14 protein-coding genes are annotated in these 15386 nt (G+C 69.8%); 4 read left to right on the forward strand and 10 right to left on the reverse strand.

Translation table 11 applies throughout. From position 1 onward, the window contains the following. Window position 1 precedes the first annotated feature (1 nt). Complete coding sequence (locus tag KY469_08255) at window positions 2-1219, forward strand: potassium channel protein (protein MBW3663076.1); 1218 nt, start codon at window positions 2-4, stop codon at window positions 1217-1219. A gap of 8 nt (window positions 1220-1227) precedes the next feature. On the opposite strand, the gene KY469_08260 is transcribed toward KY469_08255, so the two are convergent. The 6 genes from KY469_08260 to KY469_08285 form a co-directional block, all read right to left on the reverse strand. Beyond that, window positions 1228-1956, reverse strand: coding sequence for a hypothetical protein (locus KY469_08260; GenBank protein MBW3663077.1), 729 nt, complete (start codon window positions 1954-1956; stop codon window positions 1228-1230). Next, a complete protein-coding gene (locus KY469_08265; GenBank protein MBW3663078.1) occupies window positions 1953-2939 on the reverse strand; it encodes a hypothetical protein in 987 nt (328 codons plus the stop codon). Before KY469_08265 ends, KY469_08260 begins: the two co-directional genes overlap by 4 nt. Further along, window positions 2936-3865 (reverse strand): hypothetical protein, encoded by a 930-nt coding sequence (locus KY469_08270; protein MBW3663079.1) that lies wholly within the window; start codon window positions 3863-3865, stop codon window positions 2936-2938. Before KY469_08270 ends, KY469_08265 begins: the two co-directional genes overlap by 4 nt. A gap of 111 nt (window positions 3866-3976) precedes the next feature. Then, window positions 3977-4765, reverse strand: a complete 789-nt coding sequence (locus KY469_08275; protein MBW3663080.1) for a hypothetical protein — start codon at window positions 4763-4765, stop codon at window positions 3977-3979. 1 nt (window position 4766) lies between these two features. Then, entirely contained in the window at window positions 4767-5915 is a 1149-nt protein-coding gene (locus KY469_08280) for an acyl-CoA dehydrogenase family protein (protein MBW3663081.1), read from the reverse strand. 135 nt (window positions 5916-6050) lie between these two features. Further along, window positions 6051-6791: a biotin--[acetyl-CoA-carboxylase] ligase gene (locus KY469_08285; protein ID MBW3663082.1), complete on the reverse strand. Its 741-nt coding sequence runs from the start codon at window positions 6789-6791 to the stop codon at window positions 6051-6053. A 112-nt stretch (window positions 6792-6903) separates the two neighbouring features. On the opposite strand from KY469_08285, the gene KY469_08290 reads away from it, so the two are divergent. After that, window positions 6904-8463 carry an acyl-CoA carboxylase subunit beta gene (locus KY469_08290; GenBank protein ID MBW3663083.1) on the forward strand — a complete coding sequence of 520 codons (1560 nt, stop codon included), beginning with the start codon at window positions 6904-6906 and terminating at the stop codon, window positions 8461-8463. Next, window positions 8460-8672, forward strand: coding sequence for a hypothetical protein (locus tag KY469_08295; protein MBW3663084.1), 213 nt, complete (start codon window positions 8460-8462; stop codon window positions 8670-8672). Before KY469_08290 ends, KY469_08295 begins: the two co-directional genes overlap by 4 nt. A gap of 127 nt (window positions 8673-8799) precedes the next feature. On the opposite strand, the gene KY469_08300 is transcribed toward KY469_08295, so the two are convergent. Continuing rightward, window positions 8800-9345, reverse strand: coding sequence for a hypothetical protein (locus KY469_08300; protein MBW3663085.1), 546 nt, complete (start codon window positions 9343-9345; stop codon window positions 8800-8802). A 185-nt stretch (window positions 9346-9530) separates the two neighbouring features. Between KY469_08300 and accC the strand changes: the two genes are divergently transcribed. Continuing rightward, the gene (gene accC / locus KY469_08305; protein MBW3663086.1) at window positions 9531-11312 is read left to right on the forward strand and encodes an acetyl-CoA carboxylase biotin carboxylase subunit; all 1782 of its coding nucleotides are present in this window, start codon (window positions 9531-9533) and stop codon (window positions 11310-11312) included. Between the two features lie 54 nt (window positions 11313-11366). Here the strand turns inward: accC and KY469_08310 are convergent, their stop codons facing one another. From KY469_08310 to KY469_08320, 3 genes are all read right to left on the reverse strand, one after another. Beyond that, window positions 11367-12830 (reverse strand): NAD(P)H-quinone dehydrogenase, encoded by a 1464-nt coding sequence (locus tag KY469_08310; protein MBW3663087.1) that lies wholly within the window; start codon window positions 12828-12830, stop codon window positions 11367-11369. A gap of 85 nt (window positions 12831-12915) precedes the next feature. Beyond that, a complete protein-coding gene (locus tag KY469_08315; GenBank protein ID MBW3663088.1) occupies window positions 12916-14502 on the reverse strand; it encodes a methylmalonyl-CoA mutase in 1587 nt (528 codons plus the stop codon). A gap of 130 nt (window positions 14503-14632) precedes the next feature. Beyond that, on the reverse strand, window positions 14633-15385 hold the full coding sequence (locus tag KY469_08320) for a succinate dehydrogenase/fumarate reductase iron-sulfur subunit (GenBank protein MBW3663089.1): 753 nt from the start codon (window positions 15383-15385) through the stop codon (window positions 14633-14635). Between the last annotated feature and the right edge of the window lies 1 nt (window position 15386).

The raw sequence follows: 15386 nt of genomic DNA on the forward strand, positions 1-15386 counted from the left end.
CATGCGAACACCACGACGCACCGTCAAGGAACTGCTCGTCGGGGCGAAGGACGCCGCCGAGTTGATGGTCGACCTCGCGTACGCGGCTGTCTTCTTCGGCGACGACGACCTCGCCTCCGAGGTGCTGCGCCTCGAGGAGAGGGTCGACGAGGAGCTGGTGGAGCTGCGCCACGTGTGCATGCTCGCCGCCCGGACGCCGGAGGACGCCGAGTCGCTCGCCGGCGTGCTCTCGATGGCGGTCAGCATCGAGGGCATCGCGGACGCCGCCGAGGACATCGCCCGGGTGGTGCTCAAGAAGCTCGGGGTCCCGCCCGAGCTCCGCGACGACCTCCGTCACGCGGCGGAGACGGTCGCTCGCGTGAAGATCCGGGAGGAGAACCAGCTCGAAGGTCGGCCGCTGCGGGAGCTGGAGCTCCCGGCCCACACCGGCATGTGGGTCATCGCGATCCGCCGCGACGTCGACTGGGTCTACGGCCCCGGCGGCGACGAGACCCTCCGCGAGGGTGACGTGCTGTTCCTGCAAGGGCCTTCCGAGGGCATCGACCTCGTCCGCCAGCTCGCTGGCGGGACCCCCCACGAGCTCCCGCCACCTTCGGAGTCCTCGAAGCTGTCGAACCTCGACCGTGCCGTCGACCTGCTCGTCGAGCTCAAGAACGCGAGCGAGGTTGCCGTCGGTCTGGCGTACTCGTCGATCCTCCTGCGTGACCCCAACCTCGCCGCCGAGGTGAGCGTCATCGAGGACAAGAGCGACGACCTCTACCACGAGCTCGAAGGGTGGGTGCTGCGGGCGGCGGCTGAGGTCGACGATCCCGAGGTCCTCCGCGGCCTGATCCACATCTCCTCGGCCTCCGAGCGCATCGTCGACTCGGCGCAGTCGATGACGCGGATCATCGAGGGCGACGAGGAGCCCCACCCGATCATCGCCCAGGCCCTGAGCCAGGCCGACGAGATCGTCGCCGACGCCATCGTCCACGCGGGGTCGGAGGTCGAGGGCCACTCGCTCGGGGAGCTGCGCATCCACACGGAGACCGGCATGGAGATCCTGGCGATCGAGAAGGCCGACAAGTGGGTCTACCGCCCGCGGTCCACACGCAAGCTCCAGACCGGCGATCGGCTGCTCGCCATCGGCCCCGAGGAGGGCGCCCCGCGGCTGCGCCAGCTCTGCGGCGATCCCCGCCCCCAGGGCGAGGAGGGCTGGACCGACCCTGACCCCGATTAGGAGGCCTGTCAGCCTGCGGGGGTGAACGTGCCCTCGAGGTGCCACACGCCGGTGAAGTTGTCGAACGGGCCACCGACGATCTGGCTGGTCCAGTTGAGGGTGTACGCGCCCATGGCGGTGTCGTAGTCACCGATCACTGGTGTGGTGTTGCCGGGCAGGTCGCCTCCCGGCTTGGGGCTGCCCTGGTTGAAGAACTGTCCGTTCCACGCCGCCGACAGCGCGCTGAGGTCGCCCTCCAGGTGGCCGTCAGCGCTCACCGAGAGCGTCGGCGGCGGTACCTCGATGCCGGTCTGGGGATCGACCGGGTTGGTGCCGACCGCGAAGTCGACCGCGAACCACCTCGCGGGTGCGGTGAGGGCGGCGGCCACCGCGTTGCCGGCATCGTCGAACACGGGGTCGGGGAAGGGCTGGTGCCGACCGGTAGCGAGGCCGCCGTCGCTGCCCGGCTCGAGCGGCACCCAGGTCTGGTCACCGCACGGTGAATCGCCGTTGGGTACGAACGGGCCGTCAGCGGGGTTGCCGCCGGACTGCACCATGCGGAAGTACGACCCGGCCGTGACCCCGGCGTCGGCGCACACCCCGGGATCGATCGCGAAGACGCCGACGAGCTCACCACCGGCGGCGGCTGCGGTCGGTGCGTCCGTCTGTCCACCCGCGGCGGGCGTGACGTCATCCCCACCACAGGCCACGGCTGCCAGGACGAGGGCGGTGAGGAAGGCGGCGAGACGGCGGATCACGGGACGGTCTCCTGCTCGGCGGAGCGGCGCGGCGTTCGGGCGGGCTCCGTGCCCGTCTCCCCCCCGCCCCGCGACCACCACGCCAGAGCGGCGACGAGGACGCCGGGCACGACGAAGAACCACGGGAACAGGGGGAACGGCGGCAGCGCGTCGATGCCCGCGAACTCCTCCACGTTGTCGGCCATCGCCCCGATCATGGGTGCCATGTCGGCGGCGATAGCCGGCCAGGCTGCCAGGAAGTCGTCGGTCGCGGGCAGATCTGCGGCCAGGGCGGTCGATCCCGGCACGTAGCCCGCCTCGGGGAGCAAGCACGTGCGCACCTCGCCCTCGAACGAACCGATGGTGACGAAGTAGCCCTGGATCGACGCGACGCGATCGCTCGTCATGAGCGGCCGGAGGTCGTCGATCATCTCGCCGCCGAGCGGGGCGCGCGTGAACATCTGGAAGGTCGCCGGAGCGGCGACGAGCGCGACGCCGAGACCGACGAGTCCCAGGACCGGACCACGAGCGGAGGATCCCGCACGCACACGACGCAGCGCGATCCAGCCGACCACGGCGATGGCGAGGCCCGGCAGGACGAAGAACCAGGGGAACAGGGCGAACGGCGGCAGCGCAGCCACGGCCGCGTAGTTGTCGACGTTGGCCTCGATGTCGGCGATCATCGCAGCCATGTCGGACTCGATGTCCGGCCACCGCTGCACCATCGCGTCGGTCGCGGGCAGCGGCTGCGACGCGGTCTGCGCCAACGCGTTGATCTCGCCGGTCGCGCGGCCGATCCGATCGAGGTGGCCGCTGAACCCGTCGAGGCGCTGCTCGGTCATGAAGGGCGCGAAGTCGGCGAGCATGCGCCCACCGCCCGGGGCGCGTGTGAACATCTGGAACACGACCGGCGCGGCCACGAGGCCCAGACCGATCGCGACGATGACGGCGAGGGCCGAACGGCGTCGGCGGTCGGTCCCGCCCCGATCCCGCCTGGAGGTCACGCGGCACCGCCACGCCGCCACGCGCCGAGCAGCGCCAGGGCCAGCGCCAGCGGGGCGATGAGCAGCGGGGCACCGGTGTCGGGCATCGAGTCGGCCTGGCGCGAGGTCGCGGCCTCGTTCGGTGTCGCAGCCGTGGACGGCGGGGCGTCCGACGTCGAGGAGGTGGTCGGGGCGGTCGTCGAGGTGGTGCAGGCGTCAGGGCCCGTGCCACGGAAGGTCCCCTCCAGGTGCCACACCCCCGTGAAGTTGTCGAACGGGCCACCCTGGATGCGGCTGCTCCAGGTGAGCGTGTACGCGCCGGTGGCGGGGTGGAAGGTCCCTGTGGGTCCCGACGTGCCGGACGGCGTCGAGCCGTCGGGCTTGGGCGCGCCCTGGTTGAAGTGCTGGCGGTTCCATGCCGCCGCGAAGGCACGGACGTCGCCGGTCAGCGACGCATCGCAGTCGAACGTGACGGTCGGCGCCGGCACGTCCACTCCGGTCTGCGGATCGGTCGGGTTCGTGGCGGTGGAGAAGTCGACCCCGAAGAAACCTTCGGGGCGCGTGATGCGGTCGGCCAGACCGCCACCGTTGGTACCGAACGCCGGCTGGGGGTGCGGCTGGTAGGTGCCGGTGAGGAGCCCACCATCGCTCCCCGGCGTCAACGGTGTGTAGGTATCGTCCCCGCAGTCCGAGTCGCCGTTGCTGACGTACGGCCCCGACTCGGGGCTGCCGCCGGGGTTGACCATCCGGAAGTACGACCCGGACGTCACCGCCCCGCCCGCACACTCGCCCGCGGCGATGCCGAAGACCCCCTCGAGCGCCGGGCTCCCGGACTGCGCGGTGGCGGCCGCTCCGGCATCAGCACGGTCCCGTGACTCGGGCAACTCCGGGAGAGGCGGGAGCGAAGGCGCCGCGCCGATCGCGAGCACGGCGAGCAACAGCAGCATCCGTGGCACGTCCCCTCCTCGTGGCCGACGTCGGTACGCCGCGGGACCAGTCTGGGGCGCGCGAGGGCCCCGCCGCGAAGCCGAAGGTGGGAACGGTCCGAACCCGCACCGTCAGAGCGCGTCGAGGACGCCTTCGAGGTCCTTCTTGTAGCGGCCGAAGCGTGGCTTGTGGAGCACGGACAGGGTCGCGCGGGGGCCGTCGAGGCCACGGCCGCGATCGACGCCGGCCTTGCCCACGCCGGGCCAGTCGAGCGGCACATGCTGCCACGCATCGAGGACGGGGACGAGGTAGAGCGGGGTCCCGTCGGGCAGCGACAGGTCCGTCTTCAGCCCCTTGTCGAGCAGCTGGCTGTGGATGTGGCGCAGCGCTTCCTGGGCGGGCTCGACCTTGCCCTTCGACAGCCCGTACAGCTCGAGGTCGGGGACATCGAACCGGGCCGCCCCGTGGGTGTAGACCCACCAGGTCCCCTCACCCTCGGCGTTGCTGCTGATCGCATCGGGCTGCTCCACCGCCCCGACCGCGATGCGGTTGAGCCACGCGAGGTCGCGGTCGACCTGCGCGGACAGGTCCCGCACCGCACGTACGCGGCCCTCGAGCTGTCTGGCCAGCGCCTGAACGAGCTGGGCCTGTCGCTTCATGCCCTGCTTCAGCCCGTCCCCACCGATGTAGGTCTCGGTGCGCAGCAACGGAGCCTCGTCGATGGCGTCGACGACGTTGCGCACGACCGCCTTCTGCATCCTCCCGCCCCAGTTCACCTCCTGGGCTTGCGCACCCTCGGTGCCGACCGGTGCGTGACGGTCCAGATCGCCCGCCTGGACCGCGGCGCGGATCACCTCCGCGACATCCTCGACGGCACGGTCGAGGACGAGGGCGATCCGACTCGTGTAGCGATCAGCCACGTCAGATGCTCAGCCCGAGTTCACGAGCGATGAGGATGCGCTGCACCTCCGATGTGCCCTCGCCGATCTCGAGGATCTTGGCGTCCTGGTAGAAGCGCGAGACCCGGAACTCGGTCATGAAGCCGTAGCCACCGAAGACCTGCGTCGCCTGCCGTGCAGCCTCGACGGCGCGCTCGGAGGAGTACAGCTTGGCGATCGCTGCTTCCTTCTTGTACGGCAGGCCCTCTCTCTTGCGCCAGGCGGCGTCGTAGTACATGAACCGTGCGGTCTGGGCCGACACCTCGAGATCGGCGATCTTGAACGCCACCGCCTGCTTGGCCGAGATCGGCTCGCCGAACGCCTCACGCTCGTTGGCGTAGCGCACGCACTCGTCGACGCAGCCCTGGATCAGGCCGACGGCGAGCGCACTGATCGCGATGCGGCCATCATCGAGGATCGACAGGAACTGGTGGAAGCCCTTGCCACGCTCGCCGAGCAGGTTCGCGGTCGGGACACGGACCCCGTCGAAGCTCAGCTCGCGGGTATCGGAGCCGTGCCAGCCGACCTTGCGGTACGGCGGGGCGACGGTGAAGCCTGGGGTGTCGACCGGGACGATGATCGAGCTCATCTCGTTCTCGCCGGTCCACGCCGTCAGCGTGCACACCGAGGTCATCTCGGTGCCGACGTTGGTGATGAACACCTTGCCACCGTCGATGACGAACTCGCCGCCCTCCTCCTTCGCGCGCGTCCGCGTGCCCCCCCACACGTCGCTGCCACCGCCTGGCTCGGTCAGCCCGAACGCGGCGAGCCGTTCGCCCTTGCACAGCTCGGGGAGCCAGGTCTGCTTCTGCTCCTCGGTGCCGAAGCGGTAGATGGGCTCGGAACCGAGCCCGACCGCCGCCTCGAGCGTGATACCCAGCGACTGATCGACCCGTCCGATCTCCTCGATCGCGAGGCACAGCGTGAGGAAATCGCCGCCCATCCCCCCGTACTCCTCGGGGTAGGGGATCCCGAACAGTCCCATGGCGCCCATCTGGCGCACGATCTGCACCGGGAAACGCTCGGCGGCGTTGAACTCATCGGCGGCAGGCGCGATCACGTCGTCCGCGAACGCGCGCACGACCTTGCGGAACTCGTCCTGTTCCGGAGCCAGCGCGAAGGACAGACTCACCGATGCTCCTCGGGGATGGGGGAGCGATGGTAGTGGCGACGAGTTGGTCCTCCGGAGCACGGACCTTCGCGCCTACCACTACCTGTCAGGACGAGCTGACCCGCGAAGACAAGGATCAGTCGTGCGCGGTCGTGATCAACTGACGTCGCCTGATGTCACGCGCACGAGCCCGTCAGGTGTCTGTACGACCAGCGCCCCGTCGGGGTCGACCGATCGAGCCACACCCTCGACCACGTCGCTGCCGGTCTCGACCCGGACCTGGTTCCGCAAGGTCACGCACCGAGCCTCGTAGGAGGCGAGCAGGATGCGGGGGTCGCGGCCGACGTCGAGGAGCCACGACGAGAACGCGGCCAACACGTCAGCCAGCACCTCCCAACGATCGACGTCCCTACCGGTGTGCTCGGCGATGCTCGTCCACCCTGAAGCCTCGCCGGACCGGTCCTCGCCACGCCAGTCGAGGTCGATCCCGGTACCCACGACCAGCACGCCACCTCCGGGGTTCTCGACCAACACGCCACCGCACTTGGCGCCGTCGATGAGGACGTCGTTGGGCCACTTGAGCTCGGCGCGACTGCCCTGGCGGCGGACGGCATGGTGCACAGCGAGCCCCGCGGCGAGCGGGACCAGCGTGGGGACGCTCGGCGTCTCGACGAGGCAGCTGCAGAGCAACGACCCCCCGGGCCGATCCACCCACGTCCGCCCCGCACGCCCGCGCCCCGCGGTCTGCCGGTCGGCGACGACGACCAGGCCCGGCGCGGCACCTGTGGCCGCGAGCTCGGCGGCCACGTCGTTGGTGGACGCGACCTCCTCGCGGTGATCGACGCGGTACCACGGCGAGGGCCCCTCGAGCAGGGCCTGAAGGCGGGGCGTGGGCAAGCCAGCTCCTCCGTCCGACGCGCCTGGCGCCACGCGGAGGCGCTCCTCGGCCCACCGCTAGGCTCGCGCCCCGCACACGCTAGTGCTCCCTTTCCCGGACGAGAGGTGCACCGTGGCCCAACCTACGACTGAGGAGAACCTCGCCGAGCTGCAGCGCCGGCGCGAGGAGGCGCTCGCGGGCGGCGGAGACGAGGCCATCGACAAGCAGCACGAGAAGGGCAAGCTGACCGCCCGGGAGCGTCTCGCGGAACTGCTCGACGACGACTCGTTCGTGGAGACCGACCGCTACGCCGTGCACCGCGCGACCGGTTTCGGACTCGACGAGAAGAAGGTCCTCGGTGACGGGGTCGTGACCGGTTACGGCACGATCGACGGCCGCCAGGTGTGCGTGTTCAGCCAGGACTTCACCGTCTTCGGCGGGTCGCTCGGGGAGGTGTTCGCCGAGAAGGTCGTCAAGATCATGGACATGGCCGCCAAGGTCGGCGTGCCGGTGATCGGCCTGAACGACTCGGGTGGGGCCCGCATCCAGGAAGGTGTGGTCTCGTTGGGAGGCTACGGCGACATCTTCCTTCGCAACGTGCGCTCGTCCGGGGTGATCCCTCAGATCAGCGCGATCATGGGACCGTGCGCCGGCGGTGCCGTCTACTCCCCCGCCATCACCGACTTCGTGTTCATGGTCAAGGACACGTCGCACATGTTCATCACGGGACCCAACGTGATCAAGACCGTCACCGGTGAGGATGTGACCTTCGAGCAGCTCGGCGGGGCCATGACGCACGCCGGCAAGTCCGGTGTCGCGCACTTCGCCGCCGAGGACGAGAAGGCGTGCCTGGACGACATCAAGTACCTGCTCAGCTTCCTGCCCCCGAACAACCTCGAGCAGCCGCCCCACGTCGACGTCGGCGACGACCCTGACCGGACCGTGCCGGAGCTGGACACGTTCATCCCCGACTCCAGCAACGTGCCCTACGACATGCGTGATGTCATGCGTCACGTCGTCGACGCGGCCGAGTTCTTCGAGGTGCACGAGCACTACGCCGAGAACATCGTCTGCGGCTTCGCACGGCTCGATGGGCATCCCGTCGGTGTCGTCGGGAACCAGCCGCAGTACCTCGCGGGCGTGCTCGACATCCACTCAGCCGAGAAGGCGGCGCGCTTCGTCCGCACGTGCGACGCGTTCAACGTCCCGCTGCTGACCTTCGTCGACGTGCCCGGGTTCCTGCCGGGCACCGATCAGGAGTTCGGTGGCATCATCCGCCACGGAGCCAAGCTGCTGTACGCCTACGCCGAGGCGACCGTCCCGAAGCTGACCGTCATCACCCGCAAGGCCTACGGCGGGGCCTACGACGTCATGGGCTCCAAGCACCTCGGAGCGGACGTGAACCTGGCGTGGCCGACCGCCGAGATCGCCGTGATGGGGGCGAGCGGGGCGGTCAACATCCTCTACCGGCGCGAGCTGGCAGAGGCGGAGGACCAGGAGGCGCTCCACGCTGAGTTCGAGGAGCGCTACCTGCGCGATCTCGCCAACCCCTGGCGTGCCGCCGAACGCGGCTACATCGACGACGTCATCGAGCCGGCCCAGACCCGAAGGGAGCTGATCCGCGCGCTGCACCTGACGCGTACGAAGCGCGAGAAGGGCCCGGCGCGCAAGCACGGGAACATCCCGCTGTGACGGGGACCTCCCAAGAACACGCCCGGATCGAGGTGGTTGGCGGCGGCGAGCCCACCGCCGAGCAGGTCGCGGCGCTGGCCATCGCGCTCACGCCCGTCGGGGTCCCGGAGCTGCCGCGGTCGCACGCGTCCGGGTGGCAGCGCGCCGCGCTCCACGAGGGGGTCGGGGCGCGCCCCGTCAGCTGCCGTGCCGACGTCGAGCTGCTTTGACGAGTGGAACACCGTCGTGGCTGGCTGCGCTCGTCCAGGCCACGACCGGCCACCGATCCGCCCGTCCGTGTACGCGTTCCGGTGCCAACTGGCACCGAAGTGCGTACATCGACCCGATCTTAGGCGTCTAGGCCGTCTCGGTGGGGGTCGGCTCCGCGGTCTCGGTGCTCGTGGGCTCGGTCGGCGACTCGGTCCCGGCTCCCCCCTCCTCGAGCTGATCGGCCTCGGCCGCAGGCACCACGATCAGGCTGCCCTCCATGCCGGCAGCACGGTGCCCGGGGATGTCGCAGTAGAAGACGTAGTCCCCTGAGAACAGGGCCAGCGTCCCGGTCTCGGTGTTGCCGCCCGATGCCTCGACCTTCTTGGTCTCGCCCATGGCCGCGTCCACGCGGAAGTTGTGTAGCGCTGCGCCGATGTTCTCGACCGTGACCTCGATCTCGCCCTCGGCCGTCTCGATGGTGATCTCTTCGTTCTGGGTGCTGGTGCCCTGGTAGACGAAGAACAGGTCGCCCGTCTCGATCTCGATGCTGCCACCCGGACCGACGGGGACGGGCTCGTCGGACAGCGTGTCCGCGGCGAGGCCCTCCGCTTCGATCGCGTCCTGGTTGGCCGTCTGGCAGGCGCCGAGGACGAGCGCGAGGATGACGAGCGCCGTGCCCACGCGTGGTCGCATCGAGCGGTTCTCCTGTCGGATGGGGGCTGAGGCGGACGAGTGCTCTAGTAGCGAAGCGGTAGCACAGAGGCGAGTGCTCTAGTAGCGAAGCGGTAGCACAGAGGCGAAGGCTACTCGACGCCGACGGGGGGCTCACATCCGCCGACTACGCTGCCAGCCGCCCACATCCGGAAGGCCACCGCCCCGTGTTCGACGCCGTCCTGGTCGCCAACCGTGGTGAGATCGCGACCCGTGTCCTCCGTGCGTGTCGTGAGCTGGGTATCCGCGGTGTCGCCGTGTACAGCGAGGCCGATCGCGACGCCCCGCACGTCCGCCACGCCGACGAGGCGTACCTGCTGGGACCGGCACCGGCCGCCGAGTCGTACCTCAACACCCCACGCGTCCTCGACGTCGCACGCGCCGCGGGTGTCGACGCGATCCACCCCGGCTACGGCTTCCTCAGCGAGAACGCCGACTTCGCCGAGGCGGTACGCGACGCGGGGTTCACCTTCGTCGGTCCACCTGCCGAGGCGATCCGCAAGATGGGTGACAAGCTCTCGGCACGCGAGGCCGCACTAGCCGCCGAGGCACCCATCGTTCCCGGCACCACCGAAGCGGCCGAGGACCCCGACGAGATCATCGCGTTCGGTTCGGAGCACGGCTACCCCCTCGCGATCAAGGCCGCCTTCGGTGGGGGCGGTCGGGGGATGAAGGTGGTGCGGTCCGCCGACGAGGTCAGCGACGCCCTCGCGTCCGCGCGACGTGAGGCCGAGGCCGCCTTCGGCCGGGGCGAGTGCTACGTCGAGCGCTACCTCGAGCGACCGCGCCACGTCGAGATCCAGGTCCTCGCCGACCGCCACGGCAACGTCATCCACCTCGGCGAGCGCGACTGCTCACTCCAGCGGCGCCACCAGAAGCTCGTAGAGGAGGCACCGGCACCAGGCGTGACGGAGGAGGTCCGCCAGCGCATGGGGGCCGCCGCTACTCGCATCGCCCGCGAGGTCGGCTACCACAACGCCGGGACGTGCGAGTTCCTGCTCGACGAGGACGGCGAGACGTTCTACTTCCTCGAGATGAACACGCGTCTGCAGGTCGAGCACCCCGTCACCGAGTTCGTCACCGGCATCGACCTCGTGCACGCCCAGCTGCGCGTGGCCTTCGGCGAGGAGCTGTGGCTGGCCCAGGACGACATCGAACTGCGGGGACACGCGATCGAGGTGCGCCTCAACGCCGAGGAGCCGGCCCACGGTTTCGTGCCCAGCCCGGGACTGATCGAGCGGTTCGAGCCGCCCCAGGGTCCGTGGGTGCGGATGGATGCAGCGGCCGAGTCGGGCTGGGAGGTCCCACGCGCCTACGACTCGCTGATCGGCAAGCTCATCGTTTGGGGCGAGGACCGCGACCAGGCCCGTCACCGGATGAGCCGCGCGCTGGACGAACTGGTCATCGAGGGCATCCCCACCACGGCCACGTTCCACGTGCTCGCCATGCAGCACGAGCAGTTCGCCGCCGCCGCCCACTGCACCAACTCGGTCGAGCACGAGTGGGACCTCAGCCCACTCCAGCCCCAGGCCCCCCCCACACCCGGTGAGGGCGCCCCAGGACCCTCACGGGAGGTCACGGTCGAGATCGACGGGCGCCGCCTCGAGGTACGGGTGTTCGGCGAGCTCGCCAGCGCCCCCAGCGCGGGCGGAGGCGAGCTCGTTCGCCGCACCCGCGCCACCGCCGAGCCCAAGGCGCACAAAGGTGCCGCCTCCGAGGACCTCGTCGCGCCGATGCAGGGGACGGTGGTCAAGTACGCGGTGGCCGAGGGCGACAGCGTTCGGGCCGGCGACCTCGTCGTGGTCCTCGAAGCGATGAAGATGGAGAACCACATCAACGCCCACCGCGACGGCGTGGTCACGACGATCCATCACGAGCCAGGCGACGTCGTCGAATCCGGTGCCGTCCTCGCCCACATCGAGGAGGGCGGCGCGGAGGGATCGGCGTAGGCGGATGTTGACCTCACCGGTCTACTTCCACCTACACGGATGTGGCGGACGTGGCTACCGCGGCATGAGCAGGCGGGTCGCCTCGGTGACCGAGCCGGCCATCGAGGGGTAGACGGTCAAGGTCTGGGCCATCTGGGTCACGGACAGGCGGTTCTGCACCGCGACCGCGAGCGGTTGGATGAGGTCGGAGGCCTGGCTCGAGACGATCACGCCGCCGAGGACGATGCCGCTGCCGGGCATGGCGTGGACCTTGACGAACCCGTCTTGGGCAGCGCGCATCTTGGCCCGAGGGTTGCCCTTGAAGTCGAGGCGGACGGTCTGCACGGGCATGCCCAGCGTCTCGGCGTCCTGCGCCGACATCCCCACCGTCGCGACCTCGGGGTCGGTGAAGATGGTCGCGGCCACGGCGTCCCAGTTGATCGGGGTGACCGCGCGACCGAGGGCGTGCCACATCGCGGTACGTCCCTGCATCGCGGCGATGTTGGCCAGCATCATGCGTCCGACGACGTCACCGGCGGCGTAGATCCAACGACACGCCGTCCGTCCGACGCCGTCGACGTCGATGCCGCCCCACTCGTTCAGCTCGACGTCCGCGAGCTCCAGCCCGATCCCGGTGCCCTGTGGGACCTGGCCGACCGTGAAGAGCACGTGGGTGCCCTCGACGGTGGAGCCGTCGTTCAGGCCCACGGCCACGCCGGCGTCCGTGCGCTCACACGAGACCGCGCGGACCTTGCGGAGGATGGTCATGCCGCGGCGCTCGAAGACCTCCTCGAGCAGGCTCGCGGCGTCGGGGTCCTCGGTGGGCAGGATCAGCTCACGGGAGCTGACGAGCGTGACGTCGGATCCGAAGCGAACGAACGCGTGGGCGAACTCGGCACCGGTGGCACCAGATCCCACGACGACCAGTCGCTCCGGCACCTCGGAGAGGTCGTAGACGTGCTTGCCGAGCAGGACGCGCTCGCCGTCGGGCTCGAAGAACGGCAGCACCCGGGGCGCCGATCCCGTGGCCACCAGCACGTAGTCGGCGGCGAGGGTCTCCGATCCACCGTCGAGTAGGTCGGTCGTCACCTCGTGGTAACCGGAGATGCGTCCTCGACCACGGAGCAGACGGACGCCGGCGGCCGTGACCTTGCGCTCGATGTCCGCGGACTGGTTGCGCCCGAGTTCGAGGACCCGCCGCGCGACCGCGGGGAAGTCCACGACGGTGCGGTCGAGGTGTTCGAGGTCGGGGATGCGAACGCCCAGGTCGTTGGCCGTGTGGACCCACCCCATCGCCTCGGCGGCCACGATGAGCGCCTTCGAGGGCACACAGTCCCACAGCACGCAGTTGCCGCCCAGCCCCTCGTCGGTGACGAGCGTGACATCGGCGCCGAGTTCCGCGGCGACGAGCGCCGCCTCGTAGCCGGCCGGCCCGCCGCCGAGGATGACGACGCGCTGGTCCACCTGCTCTCCTCCGGTGCCGGGACCTCGGACGGTACTGGCCGGGCCTGGTCTGACCCAGCGCGGGAGGCGGCTCATGGACACGGCGCGAAGGCTCTGGACGCGGGTGGAGCCCTAGTTCCAGGGGACGCGACCCGTGCCCGGGCTCGCTACCAGCTGACCGCTACATCGTCTCGGGCGCGACGTAGGTGCCGAAGACCTGGCGGAGGACGTCGCAGACCTCCTGCAGCGTGGCGCGAGCGCGCAGCGCCTCACGCATCGGCACGAGCAGGTTCGTGTCGCCTTCCGCGGCAGCGCGGACCTCGGAGAGCGTCGCCTCCACGGCCTCCTGGTCCCGCGCCGCCTTGACCTGGTCGATGCGCGCCATCTGCTGATCGCGTACCGCCTCGTCCACACGCTGCAGCTCGACCGGTTGCTCCTCATCGGTGGTGAACCGGTTCACGCCGACGACGACCTCGTCGCCGGACTCGACCCGCCGAGCGAAATCGTAACTGGATCGCTCGATCTCGCCCTTCTGCAACCCCTGTTCGATGGCGGAGACCGCCCCGCCCATCTCGTCGATCCGCTCGATATAGGCCGTCACATCACGCTCGATCTGCTCCGTCAGCGACTCGACGAAGTAGCTACCGGCCAGCGGATCGGCCGTGCGGGGCACGTCGGTCTCGTGCGCGATCACCTGCTGGGTCCGGAGCGCCAGGGTCGCGGAGTGCTCGGTCGGGAGCGCGAGCGCCTCGTCGAAGCTGTTGGTGTGCAGCGACTGCGTCCCTCCCAGGACGGCGGCGAGCGCCTGGATCGTCACGCGGACGAGGTTGACCTCGGGCTGCTGCGCCGTGAGCTGGACGCCCGCGGTCTGGGTGTGGAAGCGCATCATCATCGACTTGGGGTCCTGCGCCCCGAACCTCTCCTTCATGATGCGCGCCCACATCCGTCGGGCTGCACGGAACTTGGCCACCTCCTCGAGCAGCGTGGAGCGCGCCACGAAGAAGAAGCTGAGACGTGGCGCGAAGCTGTCGACGTCGAGCCCCGCGTCCACGGCGGCCTCGACGTAGGAGATGCCGTTGGCGAGGGTGAACGCGACCTCCTCGACCGGCGTCGCCCCAGCCTCCCCCATGTGGTAGCCGGAGATCGAGATGGTGTTGAAGTTGGGCAGGTGCTCGGCGCAGTAGGCGAACGTGTCGCTGACGATGCGCAGGCTCGGACCCGGCGGGTAGATGTAGGTGCCGCGGGCGATGTACTCCTTGAGCACGTCGTTCTGGATCGTGCCACGGAGCCTGGAGGGGTCGACCCCCTGCTCCTCGCCGACGAGCTGGTACATGAGCAGCAGGAGCGATGCCGGAGCGTTGATCGTCATCGACGTCGACACCTGGTCGAGGGGGATGCCGTCGAACAACCGCTTCATGTCCTCGACGGTGTCGATCGCGACGCCGACCTTGCCCACCTCGCCCTCGGCGAGCTCGGCCGAGCTGTCGTAGCCCATCTGGGTCGGGAGATCGAACGCGACCGACAGGCCGGTCGAGCCCTGAGCTAGCAGATGCTTGTAGCGTTCGTTGGATTCGTCGGCGGTCGCCATACCCGCGTACTGACGCATGGTCCACAGCCGACCCCGGTACATCGTCGGGTAGACCCCGCGCGTGTAGGGGTAGTCGCCCGGCGCCCCGAGGTCACGCTCGGGATCGACCGTGGTGGTGTCAGGGCCGTAGACGGGGGCGATGGCCTCGCCGCTCACGGTACGGAACTCGGGTTCGCTCATGGGCGCAGGCTACGACCTGGCTGCGGCCGGCTCGCGGTCCGAGTGCTCAAGTAGCGAAGCGATAGCACCCTCCAAAGTGCTCAAGTAGCGAAGCGATAGCACCGTCCAAGATGTCCGAGGGCGGCCCTGCTCACCCGCCCCGACGGTTGCGCAGCTTGGCCTTGAGGTAGTCGCGGTTCATCAGCGCGATGAAGTCGATCGAGATCTCCTTCGGGCACGCCGCCTCGCACTCGGCGTAGTTGGTGCACGAGCCGAAGTAGTTCTCCATCGTCTCGACCATGGCCTCGGCGCGGTCGGAGCGCTCGGCCACACCCTGGGGGAGCAGGTTGAGGTGGGCGATCTTGGCAGCGGTGAAGAGCTGCGCCGCGCCGTTGGGGCAGGCCGCCACGCACGCGCCGCAACCGATGCACGCGGCCGCGTCCATCGCGAGGTCGGCGGTCTCCTTCGGGATCGGGATGAGGTTGGCGTCCGGCGCCCCACCGGTGTCCACCGAGATGTACCCGCCAGCCGCGATGATGTCGTCGAACGCGGTGCGGTTGACCACGAGGTCCTTGACGATCGGGAACCCTGCAGCGCGGAACGGCTCGATGGTGATGACGTCACCGTCGCTGAACTTGCGCATGTGGAGCTGGCACGTCGCGGTGCCCTTCTGCGGCCCGTGCGGGATGCCGTTGATCATCACACCGCAGGTACCGCAGATCCCCTCACGGCAGTCGGAGTCGAAGGCGACCGGCTCCTCGCCATCGTTGATGAGCTTCTCGTTGAGCTGGTCGAGCATCTCGAGGAACGACATGTCGGGGTTGACGTCTTCGACCACGTAGGTGCGGAACTCGCCTCTGGCCTGGGGGCGGGGCTGGCGCCAGATGTGCAGCGTCAGGTTCATC

The organism is Actinomycetota bacterium (genome assembly GCA_019347575.1).
In the GTDB taxonomy this organism is placed as follows: Bacteria; Actinomycetota; Nitriliruptoria; order Nitriliruptorales; family Nitriliruptoraceae; genus JAHWKY01.